14 protein-coding genes are annotated in these 18475 nt (G+C 42.3%); 10 read left to right on the top strand and 4 right to left on the bottom strand.

What is annotated here, in order from left to right; genetic code table 11:
- Positions 1-111: 111 nt before the first annotated feature.
- The 7 genes from M998_RS00165 (at position 112) to yegS (ending at position 12563) form a co-directional block, all read left to right on the top strand.
- Positions 112-1371 carry an MdtA/MuxA family multidrug efflux RND transporter periplasmic adaptor subunit gene (locus M998_RS00165; protein ID WP_068907079.1) on the top strand — a complete coding sequence of 420 codons (1260 nt, stop codon included), beginning with the start codon at positions 112-114 and terminating at the stop codon, positions 1369-1371.
- Positions 1371-4493 carry an MdtB/MuxB family multidrug efflux RND transporter permease subunit gene (locus M998_RS00160; RefSeq protein ID WP_068907078.1) on the top strand — a complete coding sequence of 1041 codons (3123 nt, stop codon included), beginning with the start codon at positions 1371-1373 and terminating at the stop codon, positions 4491-4493. The genes M998_RS00165 and M998_RS00160 overlap by 1 nt, the downstream gene beginning before the upstream one ends.
- A complete protein-coding gene (mdtC, locus tag M998_RS00155; protein ID WP_068444498.1) occupies positions 4493-7594 on the top strand; it encodes a multidrug efflux RND transporter permease subunit MdtC in 3102 nt (1033 codons plus the stop codon). The genes M998_RS00160 and mdtC overlap by 1 nt, the downstream gene beginning before the upstream one ends.
- Positions 7584-8975 carry an envelope stress sensor histidine kinase BaeS gene (gene baeS, locus M998_RS00150; protein ID WP_068444501.1) on the top strand — a complete coding sequence of 464 codons (1392 nt, stop codon included), beginning with the start codon at positions 7584-7586 and terminating at the stop codon, positions 8973-8975. The genes mdtC and baeS overlap by 11 nt, the downstream gene beginning before the upstream one ends.
- 5 nt (positions 8976-8980) lie before the next feature.
- The gene (gene baeR / locus M998_RS00145; RefSeq protein ID WP_068907077.1) at positions 8981-9670 is read left to right on the top strand and encodes an envelope stress response regulator BaeR; all 690 of its coding nucleotides are present in this window, start codon (positions 8981-8983) and stop codon (positions 9668-9670) included.
- Between the two features lie 153 nt (positions 9671-9823).
- Positions 9824-11203: a prephenate-dependent tRNA uridine(34) hydroxylase TrhP gene (gene trhP, locus M998_RS00140; protein ID WP_068907076.1), complete on the top strand. Its 1380-nt coding sequence runs from the start codon at positions 9824-9826 to the stop codon at positions 11201-11203.
- A 460-nt stretch (positions 11204-11663) separates the two neighbouring features.
- On the top strand, positions 11664-12563 hold the full coding sequence (gene yegS / locus M998_RS00135) for a lipid kinase YegS (RefSeq protein WP_068444510.1): 900 nt from the start codon (positions 11664-11666) through the stop codon (positions 12561-12563).
- A 38-nt stretch (positions 12564-12601) separates the two neighbouring features.
- On the opposite strand, the gene thiD is transcribed toward yegS, so the two are convergent.
- Positions 12602-13399, bottom strand: a complete 798-nt coding sequence (gene thiD / locus M998_RS00130; RefSeq protein WP_068444513.1) for a bifunctional hydroxymethylpyrimidine kinase/phosphomethylpyrimidine kinase — start codon at positions 13397-13399, stop codon at positions 12602-12604.
- 386 nt (positions 13400-13785) lie between these two features.
- Between thiD and pagP the strand changes: the two genes are divergently transcribed.
- On the top strand, positions 13786-14361 hold the full coding sequence (pagP, locus tag M998_RS00125) for a lipid IV(A) palmitoyltransferase PagP (RefSeq protein WP_068907075.1): 576 nt from the start codon (positions 13786-13788) through the stop codon (positions 14359-14361).
- Positions 14362-14438: 77 nt separating this feature from the next.
- On the opposite strand, the gene M998_RS00120 is transcribed toward pagP, so the two are convergent.
- The gene (locus tag M998_RS00120; protein ID WP_068907074.1) at positions 14439-15812 is read right to left on the bottom strand and encodes an amino acid permease; all 1374 of its coding nucleotides are present in this window, start codon (positions 15810-15812) and stop codon (positions 14439-14441) included.
- A 198-nt stretch (positions 15813-16010) separates the two neighbouring features.
- Positions 16011-16157, bottom strand: a complete 147-nt coding sequence (mgrB, locus tag M998_RS19480; RefSeq protein ID WP_111750941.1) for a PhoP/PhoQ regulatory lipoprotein MgrB — start codon at positions 16155-16157, stop codon at positions 16011-16013.
- Positions 16158-16491: 334 nt separating this feature from the next.
- Between mgrB and M998_RS00115 the strand changes: the two genes are divergently transcribed.
- Together M998_RS00115 and yidA are read left to right on the top strand one after the other, a co-directional pair.
- Entirely contained in the window at positions 16492-16875 is a 384-nt protein-coding gene (locus tag M998_RS00115) for a helix-turn-helix domain-containing protein (RefSeq protein WP_068444523.1), read from the top strand.
- A gap of 222 nt (positions 16876-17097) precedes the next feature.
- On the top strand, positions 17098-17934 hold the full coding sequence (gene yidA, locus M998_RS00110; protein WP_068444526.1) for a sugar-phosphatase: 837 nt from the start codon (positions 17098-17100) through the stop codon (positions 17932-17934).
- A gap of 61 nt (positions 17935-17995) precedes the next feature.
- On the opposite strand, the gene M998_RS00105 is transcribed toward yidA, so the two are convergent.
- Positions 17996-18475 (bottom strand): EamA family transporter (locus M998_RS00105; RefSeq protein WP_156510932.1); only part of this gene is annotated, 480 nt, incomplete at its 5' end.

Raw genomic sequence — 18475 nt, 5'->3', positions numbered from 1 at the left:
ATAAGTTGACACTTATTCATATTTCCTCCATTTTGTTTTGTGCCTATCAGGCTAAACTATTAATATACGTAACTGATTTTACTCGACACTAAGTTAAGCGAATTCCCAAAAATGAATAAACCCAATCGCCGCACTACTTTGACTCGTTCTGCTATTTTTGTTGCCATTATTGCTGCAGCCGGAGCGGGTTGGTACTTCTATCAAAAAAATAGCCAAACTGATATTCCTAATTCTGCCGCTAATCCCAGTCAGCAGCGACAGGGAATGGGTGGAAGACCCCCACGCGTTTTAGCCCCTGTTCAATTTGCCACGGCAGAAGAAAAAGTGGTTCCACGGTATTTATCTGGTCTTGGTACCGTACAAGCGGCGAATGTTGTGACGGTCACCAGCCGTGTTGAAGGCCAGCTAATGGCGCTTTATTTTACCGAAGGACAATCTGTCAAAGCGGGTGATTTATTAGCGCAAATTGACTCTCGCCCTTTTGAAGTTCAATTAGCCCAAGCCGAAGGCCAATTAGCAAAAGATAAAGCCATTTTAGCCAATGCACGATTAGATTTAAGTCGTTTTCAAAAGCTGGCGGGCACTAAGGTTATTTCCCAACAAGAACTCGATAACCAAAAAGCCGTCGTTTTACAAGCTGAAGGTAGCATTAAAGTCGACCAAGCTGCCGTTGATAGCGCTAAATTACAATTAACTTACAGTAAAATTACTGCCCCGATTTCAGGCCGTGTTGGCTTAAAACAAGTGGATGTTGGTAACTTTATTTCAGCAGGCACTTCAACACCGATTGTGGTTATCACTCAAACCCAGCCTGCCGATGTACTATTTGCCCTGCCTGAAGGGGATATTCCGGCTATTCAGCAAGCCCAGTCATCAGGGAAAAAAGTGATTGTCGAAGCATGGGACAGAAATAATATTGCCATGATTGCAGGGGGCGAATTACTCAGCACCGATAACCAAATTGACCCTGCGACAGGCACATTGAAGATCAAAGCTCGCTTTACCAATGAATCACAAAAACTGTTCCCGAACCAATTCGTCAATGTGAAGATGCAAGTGGAAATACTGCAAAATGCGGTGGTTATTCCGACTGCCGCATTACAAATGGGTAACGAGGGGCACTATGTTTGGATCCTCAATGATGACAATACTGTCAGTAAGCATTCGGTCGCCGTGGGTATGCAAGATAGCCAGCAAGTGGTTATTGAAAGTGGCCTTGCGGCGAATGCCAAAGTGATTACTGATGGCGTTGACCGATTAACCGATGGCACTACCGTTGAAGTCGTCAGCCCAGAGCAAATCGCACAGAAACCAAAAGAACCAAACAAAGAGAAGGGAAAAAATAACCGAAATAGCGCGGAGAAAGCGTAATGCAGCCTGAAACAATCAAAGGCGGCGGCCCTTCTCGCCTATTTATTTTACGCCCTGTTGCAACCACATTGTTTATGGTGGCTATCTTACTCGCGGGTATTATCGGTTACCGTTTTTTACCTGTATCAGCGCTACCTGAAGTTGATTACCCAACGATTCAAGTTGTGACACTCTATCCCGGCGCTAGCCCAGATGTAATGACCTCAGCAGTCACTGCGCCTCTTGAAACCCAGTTTGGTCAAATGTCTGGCCTTAAACAAATGTCATCTCGGAGTTCCGGTGGCGCATCGGTTATCACCTTGATGTTTCAATTGACCTTGCCGCTGGAAGTCGCAGAACAAGAGGTGCAAGCCGCGATCAACTCAGCAACGAGTTTATTACCATCTGATTTACCTTATCCACCTATTTATAATAAAGTTAACCCCGCAGATCCCCCTGTATTAACCTTAGCCGTTACCTCTGATGCCATGCCGTTAACGCAAGTTCAGGATATTATCGAAACACGAGTTGCCCAGAAGATCTCGCAAGTCAATGGTGTGGGGCTAGTCACACTTGCGGGTGGTCAACGCCCTGCGGTTCGCGTGAACCTAAATCCACAAGCGATGGCAGCAAAAGGATTAGACAGCGAAACTATTCGCAGTGCGATTAATAATGCCAACGTCAACTCCGCCAAAGGGAGTTTTGATGGCCCAACACGCTCTGTAACGCTCTCAGCGAATGACCAAATGAAATCCCTTGAGGATTACCGCAAACTGATTGTGGCCTTCCAAAATGGCGCTCCGGTTCGTCTTGGGGATATCGCCACTGTCGAGCAAGGGGCTGAAAATGCCTATTTAGGCGCTTGGGCAAATAAAGAACAAGCCATCGTGATTAATGTGCAGCGTCAGCCGGGTGCTAACGTGATTGAAACCACCGATACCATCCGGACTTTATTGCCCGAGTTAATTGAAAGCTTACCTAAATCTGTCAATGTCGAAATTTTAACCGACCGAACTAGCACCATCCGTGCCTCGGTTAGTGATGTTCAATTTGAATTGATGTTAGCCGTTGCATTGGTTGTGATGGTAATTTATCTGTTTCTGCGAAATGGGATTGCCACCCTGATCCCCGGTATTGCTGTACCACTATCCTTAGTGGGGACATTCGCAGTAATGTATTTCTGTGGTTTCTCGGTAAACAACCTGACATTGATGGCATTGACGATTGCCACGGGGTTTGTGGTCGATGATGCCATCGTGGTGATTGAAAATATTTCCCGTTACCTTGAGCAAGGTGATAAACCGCTGGTCGCCGCATTAAAGGGCGCTGGTGAGATAGGTTTCACCATTATTTCACTGACATTTTCGTTAGTTGCCGTACTGATCCCATTATTATTTATGGGGGATATTGTCGGTCGCCTATTCCGCGAATTTGCGATTACCCTCGCCGTGGCGATTTTAATCTCCGCCGTTGTTTCCCTTACGCTCACCCCCATGATGTGCGCACGCTTGTTGAAACCTGAATCTCAGCACAAGCACAACCGCTTTGAGCTTGCTTGTGAGCGGTTCTTTGATGGCATGGTGGCAGGTTATGCGATTTGGCTCAAACGCATACTCAATCACCAATGGCTGACCTTATCGGTTGCCCTTGGTACCATGGTTTTGACTGTTTTACTGTATATGTGGATCCCGAAAGGTTTTTTCCCGCTACAAGATAGTGGGATCATTCAAGGTTCAATTGAAAGCCGTCAATCGATTTCATTTTCAGCCATGTCACAAAAACAGCAAGAGGTTGCAGGTAAAATACTGGCTGACCCTGCGGTTGATAATGTGACAACGTATGTCGGAATCGATGGCAACAATGCCACACTAAACAATGCCAGAATTCAAATTACGCTAAAGCCGCTGGACGATCGTGAAGACCGCGTTGCCGCCATTATTAGCCGTTTACAGCGTTCGGTTGACGGTATTTCTGGGATCAATTTGTATCTGCAACCGATGCAAGATTTAACCATTGATACCCAAATCGCTCGTACCCAGTATCAATTCACCTTACAAGCCGGTTCTCTTGAAGAGCTAACCACTTGGGTACCAAAACTGCTAAACGAATTAGAAAAACAACCTGAATTGACTGAGGTGAGTAGCGATTGGCAAAATAAGGGATTAGTCGCTTATGTCAACGTTGATAGGGATACCGCGAGTCGCTTTGGTATTACCATGTCTGCGATAGATAATGCTCTTTATAATGCTTTTGGTCAGCGTATGATCTCGACCATTTACACCCAATCGAACCAATATCGCGTTATTTTAGAGCATGATACCCAAACTCGTGATGGGATGGATGCCCTAAACGATGTTCGCCTGAAAGGTACTGACGGCGCTATTGTGCCATTAAGCACACTGGTGAACATCAAAGAAGGCTATGGCCCGTTGTCGATTAATCATCTTGACCAATTCCCTGCGGTGACTTTTTCATTCAATGTCGATGATGATGCTTCCCTTGAATCTGCGGTAACTGCTGTTAAAAATGCGGAAGCCCAAATTGCGATGCCAAAATCAATTACCACGCAATTCCAAGGCGCGACACTAGCATTTGAAGCGGCGCTGAGCAGTACTATTTGGTTAATTGCAGCGGCAATTATTGCCATGTATATCGTTCTGGGTATTTTGTACGAAAGCTTTATTCATCCAATCACTATTTTATCCACCTTACCCACTGCCGGTGTCGGTGCACTGCTGGCCTTAATGATGGCAGGGAAAGATCTGGATGTGATTGCGGTTATCGGTATTATTTTGTTGATTGGTATTGTGAAAAAGAATGCCATCATGATGATTGACTTTGCGCTCGCGGCTGAACGTGAACAAGGCATGTCCCCTTATGATGCGATTTACCAAGCTTGCTTATTGCGTTTTCGTCCGATATTGATGACAACTATGGCTGCACTACTGGGCGCACTGCCATTGATGTTAAGTACCGGTGTTGGTGCGGAACTACGTCAACCATTAGGGATTTGTATGGTAGGCGGCTTGATTATGAGCCAAATTCTGACACTGTTTACCACTCCGGTGATTTACCTACTCTTTGACCGTTTATCAAACCGCTTAAAAGCACGCCGTCAAACAAATAAGGTACGGGTGTCATAATGAAGCGCTTCTTTGCTCTGTTTGTTAGTCGACCCGTTGCCACAACCCTAATCAGTGTGGCGATAACCCTCTGTGGGGCGCTTAGCTTTATGTTTTTACCTGTAGCGCCTTTACCACAGGTTGATTACCCGGTGATTAACGTGACAGCGTCACTTCCTGGCGCTTCTCCTGAAACGATGGCTTCTTCAGTCGCAACGCCACTTGAGCGCTCATTGGGTAGCATCGCGGGTATCAATGAAATGACGTCAAGTAGTGCGCAAGGTCGAACGACCATCACTCTTGAATTCAACCTTGATAAAGACATCAACAACGCAGCAAGAGAAGTACAAGCGGCGATCAATGCAGCGCAAACATTACTGCCTAGCGGTATGCCAAGTCGCCCACGCTATTACAAATCGAACCCATCAGATGCTCCCATCATGATTTTGACATTAACCTCAAAAACCATGAATACCGGTGAAATTTATGATGTTGCTTCAACTCGATTGGCACAACGTATTGCCCAAATTGAAGGAGTCAGTGAAGTTTCGGTCGGTGGCGGATCACTGCCTGCCGTACGTGTTGAACTCAACCCTACCGCCTTATTTAACCAAGGCGTTTCCTTAGACGCGGTACGCACTGCCATTAACAGTGCTAACGTTCGCCAGCCTCAAGGCTACATTAATGACGATGAAAAGCGCTATCAGGTTCAGACCAATGATGAACTCAAAAAAGCCGCCGATTACCGCCCCATTATCGTGCACTATAATTCTGGCAATGCGGTTAAACTGAGTGATGTCGCAGTTGTAAAAGATTCAATTGAAAATGTGCGAGCTGCTGGAATGGCAGGTGGTGAACCTTCAATCCTCATCGTCATCCGCCGTGAAGCCGGTGCCAATATCATTGAAACCGTAAACCGTATTCGCGACGAATTACCTGAGTTTAGAGAGATGATCCCTGCGGCAATTGATCTTAAAGTTGCGCAAGATAGAACGCCCACTATTCGGGCTTCATTGGCTGAGGTGGAACGTGCTTTATTGATCGCAGTTGCACTTGTGATACTGGTTGTTTTACTTTTCTTACGCTCCGGACGTGCAACACTCATCCCCGCGATCGCTGTTCCCGTTTCATTAATTGGCACATTTACCGCCATGTATCTGTGTGGTTTCAGCCTGAATAACCTGTCGTTGATGGCATTAACCGTCGCAACAGGTTTTGTGGTGGATGATGCCATTGTGGTGCTTGAAAACATCTCTCGGCATATCGAAAATGGCTGCAAGCCCTTTATTGCGGCAATCCGTGGGGTACATGAAGTTGGTTTTACCGTTGTTTCGATGAGTATCTCCCTTGTCGCTGTCTTTATTCCACTACTCTTAATGGATGGATTAGTTGGACGATTATTCCGCGAATTTGCGATTACACTTGCGACGGCAATCGGTATTTCATTAGTTGTCTCGTTAACATTAACGCCAATGATGTGTGCTTACCTGCTGAAAAAGCGCGGCACCAAAACCAAAGCTAAAAATAGAGGTTTTGGTCGCGTATTGATGCGCATACAAGAAAGTTACGGCGTCACTTTAAATTGGGTGCTCTCTCATCGTCGTAGTGTACTGGCAATTTTATTTGTGACCATCGGGCTCAACATTTACCTATACATCGCTATTCCAAAAGCCTTTTTTCCCGAACAAGATACCGGTCGATTGATGGGCTTTGTGCGAGCAGATCAAAGTATTTCGTTCCAGTCGATGAAAGAAAAAATGACGCGCTTTATGCAGCAAATCAATGAAGACCCTGCGATAGATAGCGTAACGGGCTTTACGGGTGGTAGTCGAGTCAACAGTGGTTTTATGTTTATCTCCTTAAAACCCCTTGATGAACGAAAAGAAAGCGCCACTAGCATTATGAATCGCTTACGCATTAAGTTAGCCAAGGAACCTGGGGCTAACTTATTTATGATGCCTGTTCAGGATATTCGAGTTGGTGGACGGCAAGCTAATGCCAGTTATCAATTTACGCTGCTTGCTGATGAACTCGCCGCATTGCGTGATTGGGAACCTGCTATACGTAAAGCCCTCGGTGAATTACCCCAACTCACCGATGTAAACTCGGATAAAGAAGATAAAGGTGCTGAAATGGCACTGACTTATGACCGAGATTTAATGGCGCAATTGGGTATTGATGTTCGAGAAGCCAATAATTTACTCAACAATGCTTTCGGGCAACGCCAAATTTCGACCATATATGAAGCCATGAATCAATATAAAGTGGTCATGGAAGTCGCCCCTGAATACACGCAAGATGTGAGTTCATTGGAAAAAATGTTTGTCATCAATAAAGATGGCCAACCCATTCCTCTTTCCTATTTTGCTCGCTGGGAACCCTCCAATGCCCCCCTGAGTGTCAATCACCAAGGGTTATCTGCTGCTTCAACAATTGCGTTTAATGTCGCAGAAGGCTATACCCTTGACGAAGCCATTGTGGAAATCGAAAAAACCATGACAGCACTCGGTGTGCCATCAACGGTACGTGGTACCTTTGCTGGTACGGCACAGATTTTCCAAGACACCTTGAAATCACAGCTCTTTTTGATCTTAGCCGCCATTATTACGGTTTATTTGGTGCTAGGGATCCTATATGAAAGCTATATTCATCCACTGACCATCCTCTCTACCTTACCGTCTGCGGGGGTGGGTGCATTATTAGCCCTTGAATTATTCGATACCCCATTTAGCTTAATAGCCCTAATTGGTATTATGCTATTAATCGGTATCGTTAAAAAGAATGCCATCATCATGGTCGACTTTGCTATCCAAGCGCAAAGAAATGCAGGTTTAACGGCACGTGAAGCTATCTTCCGTGCTAGCTTATTGCGTTTTCGTCCCATCGTTATGACCACTCTTGCGGCTATTTTTGGTGCACTACCGCTCGTATTAGGCAGTGGTGATGGCGCAGAATTACGCCAGCCATTAGGGATAACCATTGTGGGGGGATTAATCATGAGCCAGTTACTCACTCTCTTTACAACACCGGTCGTCTACCTCAGTTTTGATAGCCTAAGAGAACGCTTTGCTCGCAAGAAAGCGCAAGCAAGCAATGCTCAGGAGGCCAACCATGAAGTTTAGATTAAACAGTGTGAGTACCCGCCTGTTTCTGGCTATCTTTGCCACCTGCTTACTGCTTGTTGTCACCATGCACCAAGGTGTACGAATGAGTTTCCAGCATGGCTTTATTGATTACATCAAAGAAAATGATCAACAACGTGCTGAACTTATCTCATCCGCTTTAGCCGAACAATATGACGAAACGGGAAACTGGTTCTTCTTAATTCGAGATGATCGCGCATTTTTTAATATTTTACGCGCTGTTGAACATCAACATCGTAATCGCCAACCCGGTAGTCATAAGCGTTGGCGTACTATCTTTTGGGTCTATGATGCGCAAGATAGACTCATTTTTGGCCGCAATGTGACTTTACCCAAAAACATTATTCGCGAGCCGATAGTGACAAGCAAAGGGACGACTATCGGTTGGTTAGCCGCCAGTTATGAGGATGGCATTAGTAACGAACTCGACCAACGTTTCGATGAACAACAAATGTATACCAGCTGGATTATTGCTGGATTGTCGCTCTTTGTTGCACTTGTGGCGACCTTGTTTCTTGCTCGTGGCTTTCTAAAGCCCATTAAACGACTACTCGAAGGAACCAATCAATTAGCGAGGGGCGATTTTACCGCTCGAGTTCCTGAAGTGGGTCGTGATGAATTAGGGGAATTAGCAAAAGACTTTAACCACCTCGCTTCTACCCTCGAAAAAAATGAACAAATGCGCCGTGATTATATGGCAGATATTTCCCATGAGCTGCGTACCCCGTTATCCGTATTACAAGGGGAATTAGAAGCGGTACAAGATGGTGTTAGAAAAGCCACCCCAGAGACCATCAATTCATTACTGACGGAAACCCAAACGCTGATTAAATTAGTCAATGATCTCCATCAACTATCTCTTTCAGATAGAGGGTCGCTCGTTTATCGAAAACAACCTATTGATATTATTCCTATTATTGACATGGTGATCGGGCAATCACGTTGGCGTTTAGAAGATTCGAAATTAACCGTTGAACGTAATTTTATCGACCATTGTATTATTTTTGCAGACCCAGACCGTTTGTCACAATTGTTCTATAATTTAATGGAAAACAGCCTGCGCTATACTGACACTCAAGGCAAAATCGTCATCCATGTGAAACAAGAGCATCAATTAGTCTCTATCCATTGGGAAGATAGCGCACCGGGTTTATCGGCAGAACAATGCAGTCATTTATTTGAGCGTTTCTACCGCGCAGAAGAGTCACGAAACCGCGCCAGTGGTGGTTCGGGCTTGGGGCTAGCTATTTGCTATAATATCATTGAGGCGCATAATGGAACCCTAACGGCAACCCCATCGGATTTAGGCGGGGTGCGAATTACCATTCAACTCCCTATCCAATCGAAGGAAAAAGAATAGTGATAATGGCAGACTCAACCAATGCACATGTTCTCATCGTCGAAGATGAACCCAAACTTGGACAGCTCCTATTTGATTATTTGCAAGCCGCAGGCTATTTTCCTGCCTTGTTGGCTCGCGGTGATGAAGTCATTCATTATGTAAAAAAAAATCAACCCGACCTTATTCTACTGGACTTAATGCTACCCGGCATGGATGGTCTGGCGGTTTGCCGTGAATTACGCAAGTTCAGTGAAATTCCTGTAGTCATGGTCACCGCAAAAACAGAAGAAATTGATCGTCTACTTGGCTTAGAAATTGGTGCAGACGACTATATTTGCAAACCGTTCAGCCCACGGGAAGTTGTCGCTCGCGTTAAAACAATTTTACGCCGTTGCCAACGCACCGCGATGCCAGAAAAAAATAGTACACAACTGGTTATTGATGAAAATGCCTTTCAAGTACGCTATGGCGATAAATTATTAGAACTGACGCCGGCTGAATTTCGGTTATTAAAATTTATGTCTGACAATGCGGGAACTGTGTTTTCACGGGACCAATTACTCGATATTTTGTATGATGATCATCGCGTTGTCACCGACAGAACTATTGATAGTCATGTCAAAAACTTACGCCGTAAATTAGAGTCTCTCGATGAAGAGAAAACATTCATTCGCTCGATCTATGGACTAGGATATCGATGGGATGAATGCTAATTATGCATCCCGATATTTTATAACAAAATTATAACCTTATTTTTTGCAAGGGAAATTTGGTATTTTCCTATTTTAGCGTTAAAATCCCTTCCCCTTATTTTTAAAACTAGTCCTATTGGGCTAGTCCTGACTTGACATCAGACTGAGAACATCATGTTTACACCCGAATTATTATCTCCAGCAGGTTCACTGAAGAACATGCGTTACGCCTTTGCTTATGGCGCAGATGCCGTCTACGCTGGACAGCCGCGTTACAGCTTACGTGTGCGTAATAACGAATTTAACCACGAAAATCTCGCTAAAGGCATCCAAGAAGCCCATGAGCTTGGCAAAAAATTCTATGTGGTCGTCAATATTGCACCGCACAATGCCAAGCTAAAAACCTTTATCCGCGACCTAACCCCTGTTATCGAAATGGGGCCTGATGCGCTGATCATGTCCGATCCTGGCTTAATCATGATGGTACGTGAAGCGTTTCCTGAGATGGATATTCATTTATCAGTTCAAGCCAATGCGGTTAACTGGGCTTCGGTTAAATTCTGGAAACAGATGGGCCTCACTCGCGTTATTTTATCACGTGAACTTTCATTGGATGAGATAGCAGAAATTCGCCAGCAAGTCCCTGATATGGAATTAGAGGTATTTGTTCATGGCGCATTATGCATGGCTTATTCAGGGCGCTGCTTGCTTTCTGGTTATATCAATAAACGTGACCCGAACCAAGGGACTTGTACTAATGCCTGTCGTTGGGAATATAAAGTTCAGGAAGGTAAAGAAGATGATGTCGGCAATATAGTCCATGTTCATGAGCCTATTGCCGTGAAAAATGTCGCACCGACCCTTGGAGAAGGCGCGCCAACAGACAAAGTGTTCATGTTAGAAGAAGCCATGCGTCCAGGTGAGTATATGACTGCCTTTGAAGACGAGCACGGCACTTATATTATGAACTCTAAAGATTTAAGAGCGATTGAGCATGTTGAAAATCTAACAAAAATGGGAGTTCATTCGCTTAAAATTGAAGGCCGTACTAAATCTTTTTACTATTGTGCACGTACTGCCCAAGTATATCGTCGTGCGATAGATGATGCCGTTGCGGGTAAACCTTTCGACCCTTCCCTATTGTCAACACTTGAAGGGCTGGCACATCGCGGTTATACCGAAGGTTTTTTACGTCGTCATACCCACGATGCTTATCAAACCTATGAATACGGTTATTCCGTTTCTGATACTCAACAATTTGTGGGTGAATTTACCGGTAAGCGTGTTAATGGCCTTGCTGAGGTCGACGTTAAAAATAAATTTAGCGTGGGTGATAGCCTAGAAATGATGACCCCTGCGGGCAATATCGTGTTTACACTCGATTCTCTCACTAACCGTAAAGGTGAAACTATTGATGTCGCTCCCGGTAATGGTCACATTGTTTATTTACCAATCCCAGAAGATGTTGATATTAACTTCGGTTTATTGATCCGTAATCTTGCGGGTACGACAACCCGTGATCCCCATCTGCAACTTGAGCCAATAAAAGCTTAAATGGCATAATAATCTGCGAATATACAAAAAAAGCCAAATAATCATAACCAAATTTTTGGCTTTTTTGTTATTGTTTTTTAATTAAAATAGTCATTTTATGCACTTTATTATATGAGAATCATTCTCGTTATTGACAACCCCGTTTAAAAGTGCACTCAATATCCAATTTTATGCAACAGATCACATCAATTGGTTATTCAATATCGTATAGTCACTACTGAAAATGAAGAACTAGAAAGTCATAAAATAAGACTAGGAACCACCTCCTTGGCTAGCTCAATCTCCCTTGAGCTAGCCATTTCTTTTTTCTCGTTATCCTTCCTCACTGATAATTCATACCCCAACTATTTTAAATTACAGGATATCTCTGTTTTTGGTAAATATCGTAAAAAATCACCCACCTTTCCCATTAATCCGCTTATACTTTTGACATTATTAATTTAAATCGGATGATTTATTTATGCATGATATTCAGTCCGCTATGATAATTCTTAATGGTAAACAATCGGCTAACCCTGAGTTACGCAAAGCCATTAATCATATTCGTAAAGACGGCCATACCATTTTGGTACGTATTCCTTGGGAACCCCAAGATACCTATGAATTTATTAAAGACGCAATAGCACAACGTATTGGAACTATTATTGCAGCAGGAGGAGACGGTACGATTAACGCAGTATCAACCGCCTTGATGAAGTTCCCTACTGATACTCGCCCTGCGATGGGCATCCTTCCCATGGGAACTGCCAATGATTTTGCCAACAGTGCAAACATTCCATTAGATATTGAACAAGCTTTAGCCCTAGCGGTTAAAGGCAAATCAACCAAAATCGACTTAGCGCAAGTCAATGACCACTATTATTTTATGAATATGGCAACGGGCGGTTTTGGTACACGGATCACCACAGAAACGCCTGAAGCACTTAAATCTGCGTTAGGTGGCGCAGCCTATGTTATCAACGGGTTGTTGCGCCCTGATACATTAAAAACAGATATATGCAAAATTGAGGCTGAAAACTTCAATTGGGAAGGTGAAACACTGGTGGTAGCTATCGGAAATGGACGTCAAGCGGGTGGTGGCCAACAATTAACTCCAGATGCATTAATTAATGATGGTATTTTAAATTTGCTTATTGTCCCTTCAAGGGATGTTATCCCAGCTTTTCTTAGCAATTTATTTTCATCTGATAAAAATGAGCATTTGATCCAAAAAACCAGCTCATGGATAAAAATTTCATCGCCTCACGATATGGTATTAAATTTAGACGGTGAACCACTTTCTGGGGATACATTTACCTTTAAAGTCGTTCCAAATGCATTGCAATGCCGTTTACCCCCGCAATGTAGCCTACTACTTTAATCTATTTCATTTAGCCCTCGAATGAGGGCTATCAATTATTACCACCAAGCATGAAAGTGATGTACTGGACCGATCCCGCTGCCAACTTCTAAGCTATCTGCTTTTTCTAACGCCGCTTGCAGATAATTCTTTGCTTCAATAACCGTAGATTGCCAATCTACTTGACGAGGTCTTAATGCCGCAATCGCAGCAGAAAGGGTACAACCTGTGCCATGAGTATTTTTAGTCGCAATTCGGGGGGAAGTAAACCGCCATTCACCTTGAGGGGTGATCAGCCAATCAGGGCTCTCTGGATCGCTTAAATGCCCCCCTTTCATCAATACGGCCTGACAACCCATTCCTAATAATTTATAACCTTGGGTCAGCATTTGGCTTTCTGTTTCTGCCATTTTTTCATTTAATAGCACAGCCGCCTCTGGCAAATTGGGGGTAATCAAAGAAACAATCGGCAGTAATTCTTGACGTAGTGTATCAACGGCATCGGGTAGCAGCAGTGGGTCACCACTTTTTGCCACCATAACTGTATCAAGTACAACATAAGGAATGGGGTACTTTCTCAATGCATCCGCAACAACAAATATATTTTGCTGATTAGATAGCATGCCAATCTTCGCACTATCAATACGTACATCACTGAGAACGGATTCAAGCTGCGCTGCAACAAAATCTTCAGGTAAATTATGCACAGACTGTACACCACGAGTATTTTGCGCGACCAGAGCCGTCATAACGCTTGTTCCATAGGCGCCTAATGCAGAAAAGGTTTTTAAATCTGCCTGAATACCGGCTCCCCCCGAAGGGTCAGTACCGGCTATGGTTAACGCATTGATTCTCATTAATTACCACTCCTGTATGTCACGAATGTTTCTTAAGCCAAATATAACGGCGACTATAACTTCAGCTATTTTAAATTAAAAAAAAATACTGCTAAATCAAGCAATAATTTGATTTGATTGTCTCATATGTATTAACAAATACCAGTATTTATCCCCCGAATTTATTGGTATTCACCACTAAAACTTAAGCTAATTTTTCTATTTTTGAGTGAATAATTAAAATGAAATTAAACCGCAGCTAACATCTAAAAAAATAATACTGTCTTCTTCCGCTTATCTTAATTAAAATAATTCCAGTCCATAATTATTATAAAAATGCTAATATATTAACTATTAGCGAGCCAATCATCGTTTATATAAAAGTAAAAATTTAAATTGGATTTACAATGAGAGTTAAGAAAAACAGACAGTTAATTGCAAGCTCAACGCTTCTCATCGCTGCTTCAATTGGCTTATCATCGCCAGCCTTAGCTGAAGAAAAATCAGTTGGTTTATGGGATAAATTTACCAATAACGTTAGCACGACTTGGGATTCGGACAAGTATGAACTTTATATCCCGACCTTTACTTGGCATAACCGTTTTACCTATGATAAAGAGAAAACGGACTCTTATAATGAGCAGCCATGGGGCATTGGATTCGGTAAATATCGCTTTGATGAAGACAATGACTGGCACTCTCTGTATGCAATGGTTTTTAAAGATTCACACAATAAATTTGAGCCTATCGTCGGATACGGCTTCCAAAAAATGTGGGTCCCAGGTGACTTAGATGGCTTTCGTATGGGTGCAGGTTTTACGCTAAGCATTACAGCCCGTGACGATTACAACTACATACCAATTCCGGTTCCCCTACCTCTAGTTTCTATTGAATATGATAGGCTTTCACTTCAAGCCACCTATATTCCAGGCACATACAACAATGGGAACGTTTTATTTGCGTGGCTACGCTGGCAGTGGTAACTCAAATTTAATGTGAAAAAATGGCCGATGAGTTTTATCCATCAGCCATTTTTTTAGCGCAATCACATCAATAATGTCTATTCCACACTATTTTCAGAAACGCCTTGCTTTTTAGTGCCTGAGAATTGATAACCAACCCACAGAACTGCTATCCATAGCGGCATGATTAGTACGGAAATTCGCAATCCATCCATCGTTAAAATAATAACAAGGATCAGCGAAAGAAACGCTAAGCAGAGGTAATTTCCGAATGGATACCAAATACTTTTAAACTTAGTTGCAACGCCTTGTTTGTTCATTGCGGCTCTGAATTTTAAGTTTGAAATACAAATCATAATCCAGTTTAAAACTAAGGTTGTTACCACAAGAGACATCAATAATTCAAACGCACGGCCTTCCATCACGAAATTTATTAAAATTCCGCCTGATGTCGCAATCCCTGAAACGACTAATGCCATAACAGGAACACCGCCTTTATTAACCTTTGCCATAAATCTAGGGGCATTACCCTGCTGCGCAAGGCCATAAAGCATACGACTAGTACAATAGGCTCCACTGTTATAAACAGATAGCGCCGCAATTAAAATCACCACGTTTAATGCGTTAGCGACAAATAAATCACCCAATTCATGGAAAATTAAAACGAATGGACTTGTTTTGCCATCTAAATCAACCCACGGATAAAGAGCAAGCAATACCGCTAATGAGCCGATATAAAAAATAAGAATACGGTAAACAACTTGGTTGATCGCTTTTGGTATGCTTTTTTCTGGATCTTCAGCTTCCGCGGCAGTTATACCCACCAATTCCAAGCCACCAAATGAGAACATAATAATAGCGAGCGCCATTAATAGCCCACTAAAATCTTTGGCAAAGAACCCGCCATACTCCCATAAGTTGCTGACTTTTGCTTGAGGCCCACCATGACCGCTTAACAATAAATAACAACCAAAAATAATCATCGCAACAACAGCGACGACCTTAATCAGTGCAAACCAGAATTCGGTCTCTCCATAAGAACGAACATTCACTAAATTGATGGCATTGACCGCAATAAAAAAGACGGCGGCAGATACCCATATCGGAAGCTCTGGCCACCAATGCTGCATATACTTTCCAGCGGCGGTTAACTCTGTCATACCAACCAGAATAAACATTACCCAGTAATTCCAACCAGATAAAAACCCAGCAAAACCGCCCCAATATTTAAATGCAAAATGGCTAAATGAACCTGCGACAGGCTCTTGTACAATCATTTCCCCCAACTGACGCATGATCAGGAAGGCAATAAAACCACAAAGGGCATACCCTAATAGAACAGATGGCCCTGCCATTTGTATTGTTGTTGCAATGCCGAGGAACAACCCTGTACCAACAGCGCCTCCCAATGCAATCAATTGGATATGCCTATTTTTCAATCCACGCTTTAGCGTTTGTTGCTGTTGCGCCATAACTTTACCCTTTTCGTCCTGTTACTTGCTCGTTATCATCCAAACTAGTGATAATCACACAAGTTTATTTGAATTTTGTTTTTAACACTACTGAAAAGCTGACTCAGTTCTTGTCTTTATTTTTCATAATATTACAGATTAGTACTTATTTGATGATTATGACGACTGAATATCAGCAGCGTGTATTAGAAAGCAAATTCAAAACGGTAACAAGTCCGTAATGCGGCATATTCCAAAGATAAAGTTTTCGCCCCCTTGATCACAAAGGTTATCCATTGCTAATAGGTATAAAAATAGGCAAATAACAATGATGCATCCAATGAGTATTATTTTTCGTCCAAACACGTCACATTCCTTGATACTTTCACAGATGGTTTTTATTTTTCAAATGATTACAATGACAGGCTCTATCACTTTGTGGCGCTCTATAACTTTTATGCGACATGTAATATATTCAAGAAATGAATGTTACCTTAAGCTTCGCGACGAAATTTGAGGAAAATGAGCAATTCACCGTCATTCATGTGAATTTTGCTCATTTTAAACACTATTGTGTAATAACTTATTCTGATTGTGCTTTTTTTATCCAAAAAATCGGTAATACCGCACAAGCAGCCTTTGTCATGGGGAAATGAAGTTGTGTATACTTCGGCTACCGTAAAACTAGAAATAATTTGAGATGGCACAAGATAACCATGTAGCACTTGTTTATGCTTTGAGTAAATGGATTGAGGAGCACTTAGGCCGAGTTATTCATTTGGAAGAACTTGCCGCCTACTCTGGCTACTCACTTTGGCATATGCAAAAAATATTTAAAGAAGTGACTGGGATTTCGCTGGGTAAATACATTCGTCAACGTCGTTTAGCTGGCGCTGTCAATCTTCTTAGAAATAGTAGCCAATCAATTTTCGATATTGCTCTCGATTTTGGGTTTGGTTCGCAATCCCACTTTACCTATATGTTCCGTAAAGAATATGGCATAACGCCCTTTGACTTTAGGCAAAATGACCAAATTGACCTAGAAGTTAAACAACCGATACATCTGACCCGTGATTATGAGTGAATATGTTTTAATCGCATTAATTTCCACATTCCAATATGTTAATGCTATAAGCCATTTTCATTTCAATCCCCTTAACGACTCACATAATCGTGGCAAATTGAACAGCGACTTTAACGTTACTGTTCAATTTTCAACCAATCAAACAACCCTATCTAGTTAATTTACATTCTTAATAATTAGAGTAAGGTATTTAAATTAAATTCTCATTTTTTGGAGGCGTGGATGTCAATCAAACTAGTCGCAATTGATTTGGATGGTACGTTACTCAATTCTCAGCATCAAATATCCCCAGCGGTAAAAGAAGCGGTCTCTCTGGCTAACCAGAAAGGGGTCCATATTATTTTAGCCTCTGGCAGACCCTATTTAGGTATCAAACCATATTTAGAGGAATTAGGACTCAATACGGTTAATAATTATTGCATCAGTAATAATGGCAGCGTAATCCACCAAGCTTATGATGGCAGTCATCTTGCCGAAAATTTGTTAGATTTTGCTGACTACCAGTACTTTGAGGAATTATCGCGCAATATTGGCGTTCATTTACACGCTCTTGCAGATAACACGATGTTTACTGCCAATCGGCATATTAGCCACTACACGGTTCAAGATGCATACTTAACAAATACACCGTTAGTTTACTGTCCTGCAAGTGAAATGGAGCCGACGCTTGGCTTTACCAAAATAATGATGATCGATCACCCTGAAAAACTCGATATTGGTATCAGTTATATTCCAGAAAATGCATTCGAAAATTATTCATTGGTTAAGACAAGCCCTTACTATTTAGAAATTGCTAATAAAACATCAAGTAAAGGGGCTGCCCTACAGATAATCTGTGAAAAATTAGGTATCACACCCGATAAAGTGATGAGCATTGGCGATCAGAATAATGACATTCAAATGTTACAATATGCCAGCGTTTCTGTTGCGATGGGAAATGCCGATGAGCATATTCGCAAAATGGTTAAATTTGTCACAGAAACAAATGAAAATGAGGGGGTCGCTGTCGCCATAAATAAGTTTATTAATACCGAATTACCCCATATCAAAACCATTTAATGCCGCTCGATAGCGCCTATATTTTATTCATCAGATCATATATTGGCGCTTTATTATCAAATTAGTTATTGGCTTTTTCACGTGCTGAATATGTTCGGGTCGCCAAATAACAGGTTATAGACCCAATAGTTACCATCACGACACCTTGCCAGAAACCTAAAGTCAAAGCGGTGCTGAGTAATGCAGATGAAAATGCAGTTGAAATAACCGGTGTAAAATAGGATAACGTGCCTAAAAAAGCGATATTTCCTTTGATGACCGCATATGTCCAAAGTGCATTTGCGCCACCTGTGGCAACAGAGGCTAATAGCAATAAAGCAACGCTATTAAAGTTAATGTTGGATGTACTTGGCGCTTCAAATAAATAAAGCCCCCAAAGTCCGAGAGATGTCAGTATAAAAAAGAGAACCATCCCATTATTTCCCCCTGAAATTCGCTTCGTCACATTGCTGTAAAATGACCAAAGAATAGCACCGATAAATGCTAAAAAATAACACAGAGGGTTACTTTTAATATTCAAAATAATCGCATCAACCGATAT

The sequence above is a fragment of the Providencia heimbachae ATCC 35613 genome (genome assembly GCF_001655055.1).
GTDB lineage: Bacteria > Pseudomonadota > Gammaproteobacteria > Enterobacterales > Enterobacteriaceae > Providencia > Providencia heimbachae.
Note: the sequence above shows the minus strand (reverse complement) of the source record. Positions and strands in the feature narration are given on the sequence as shown.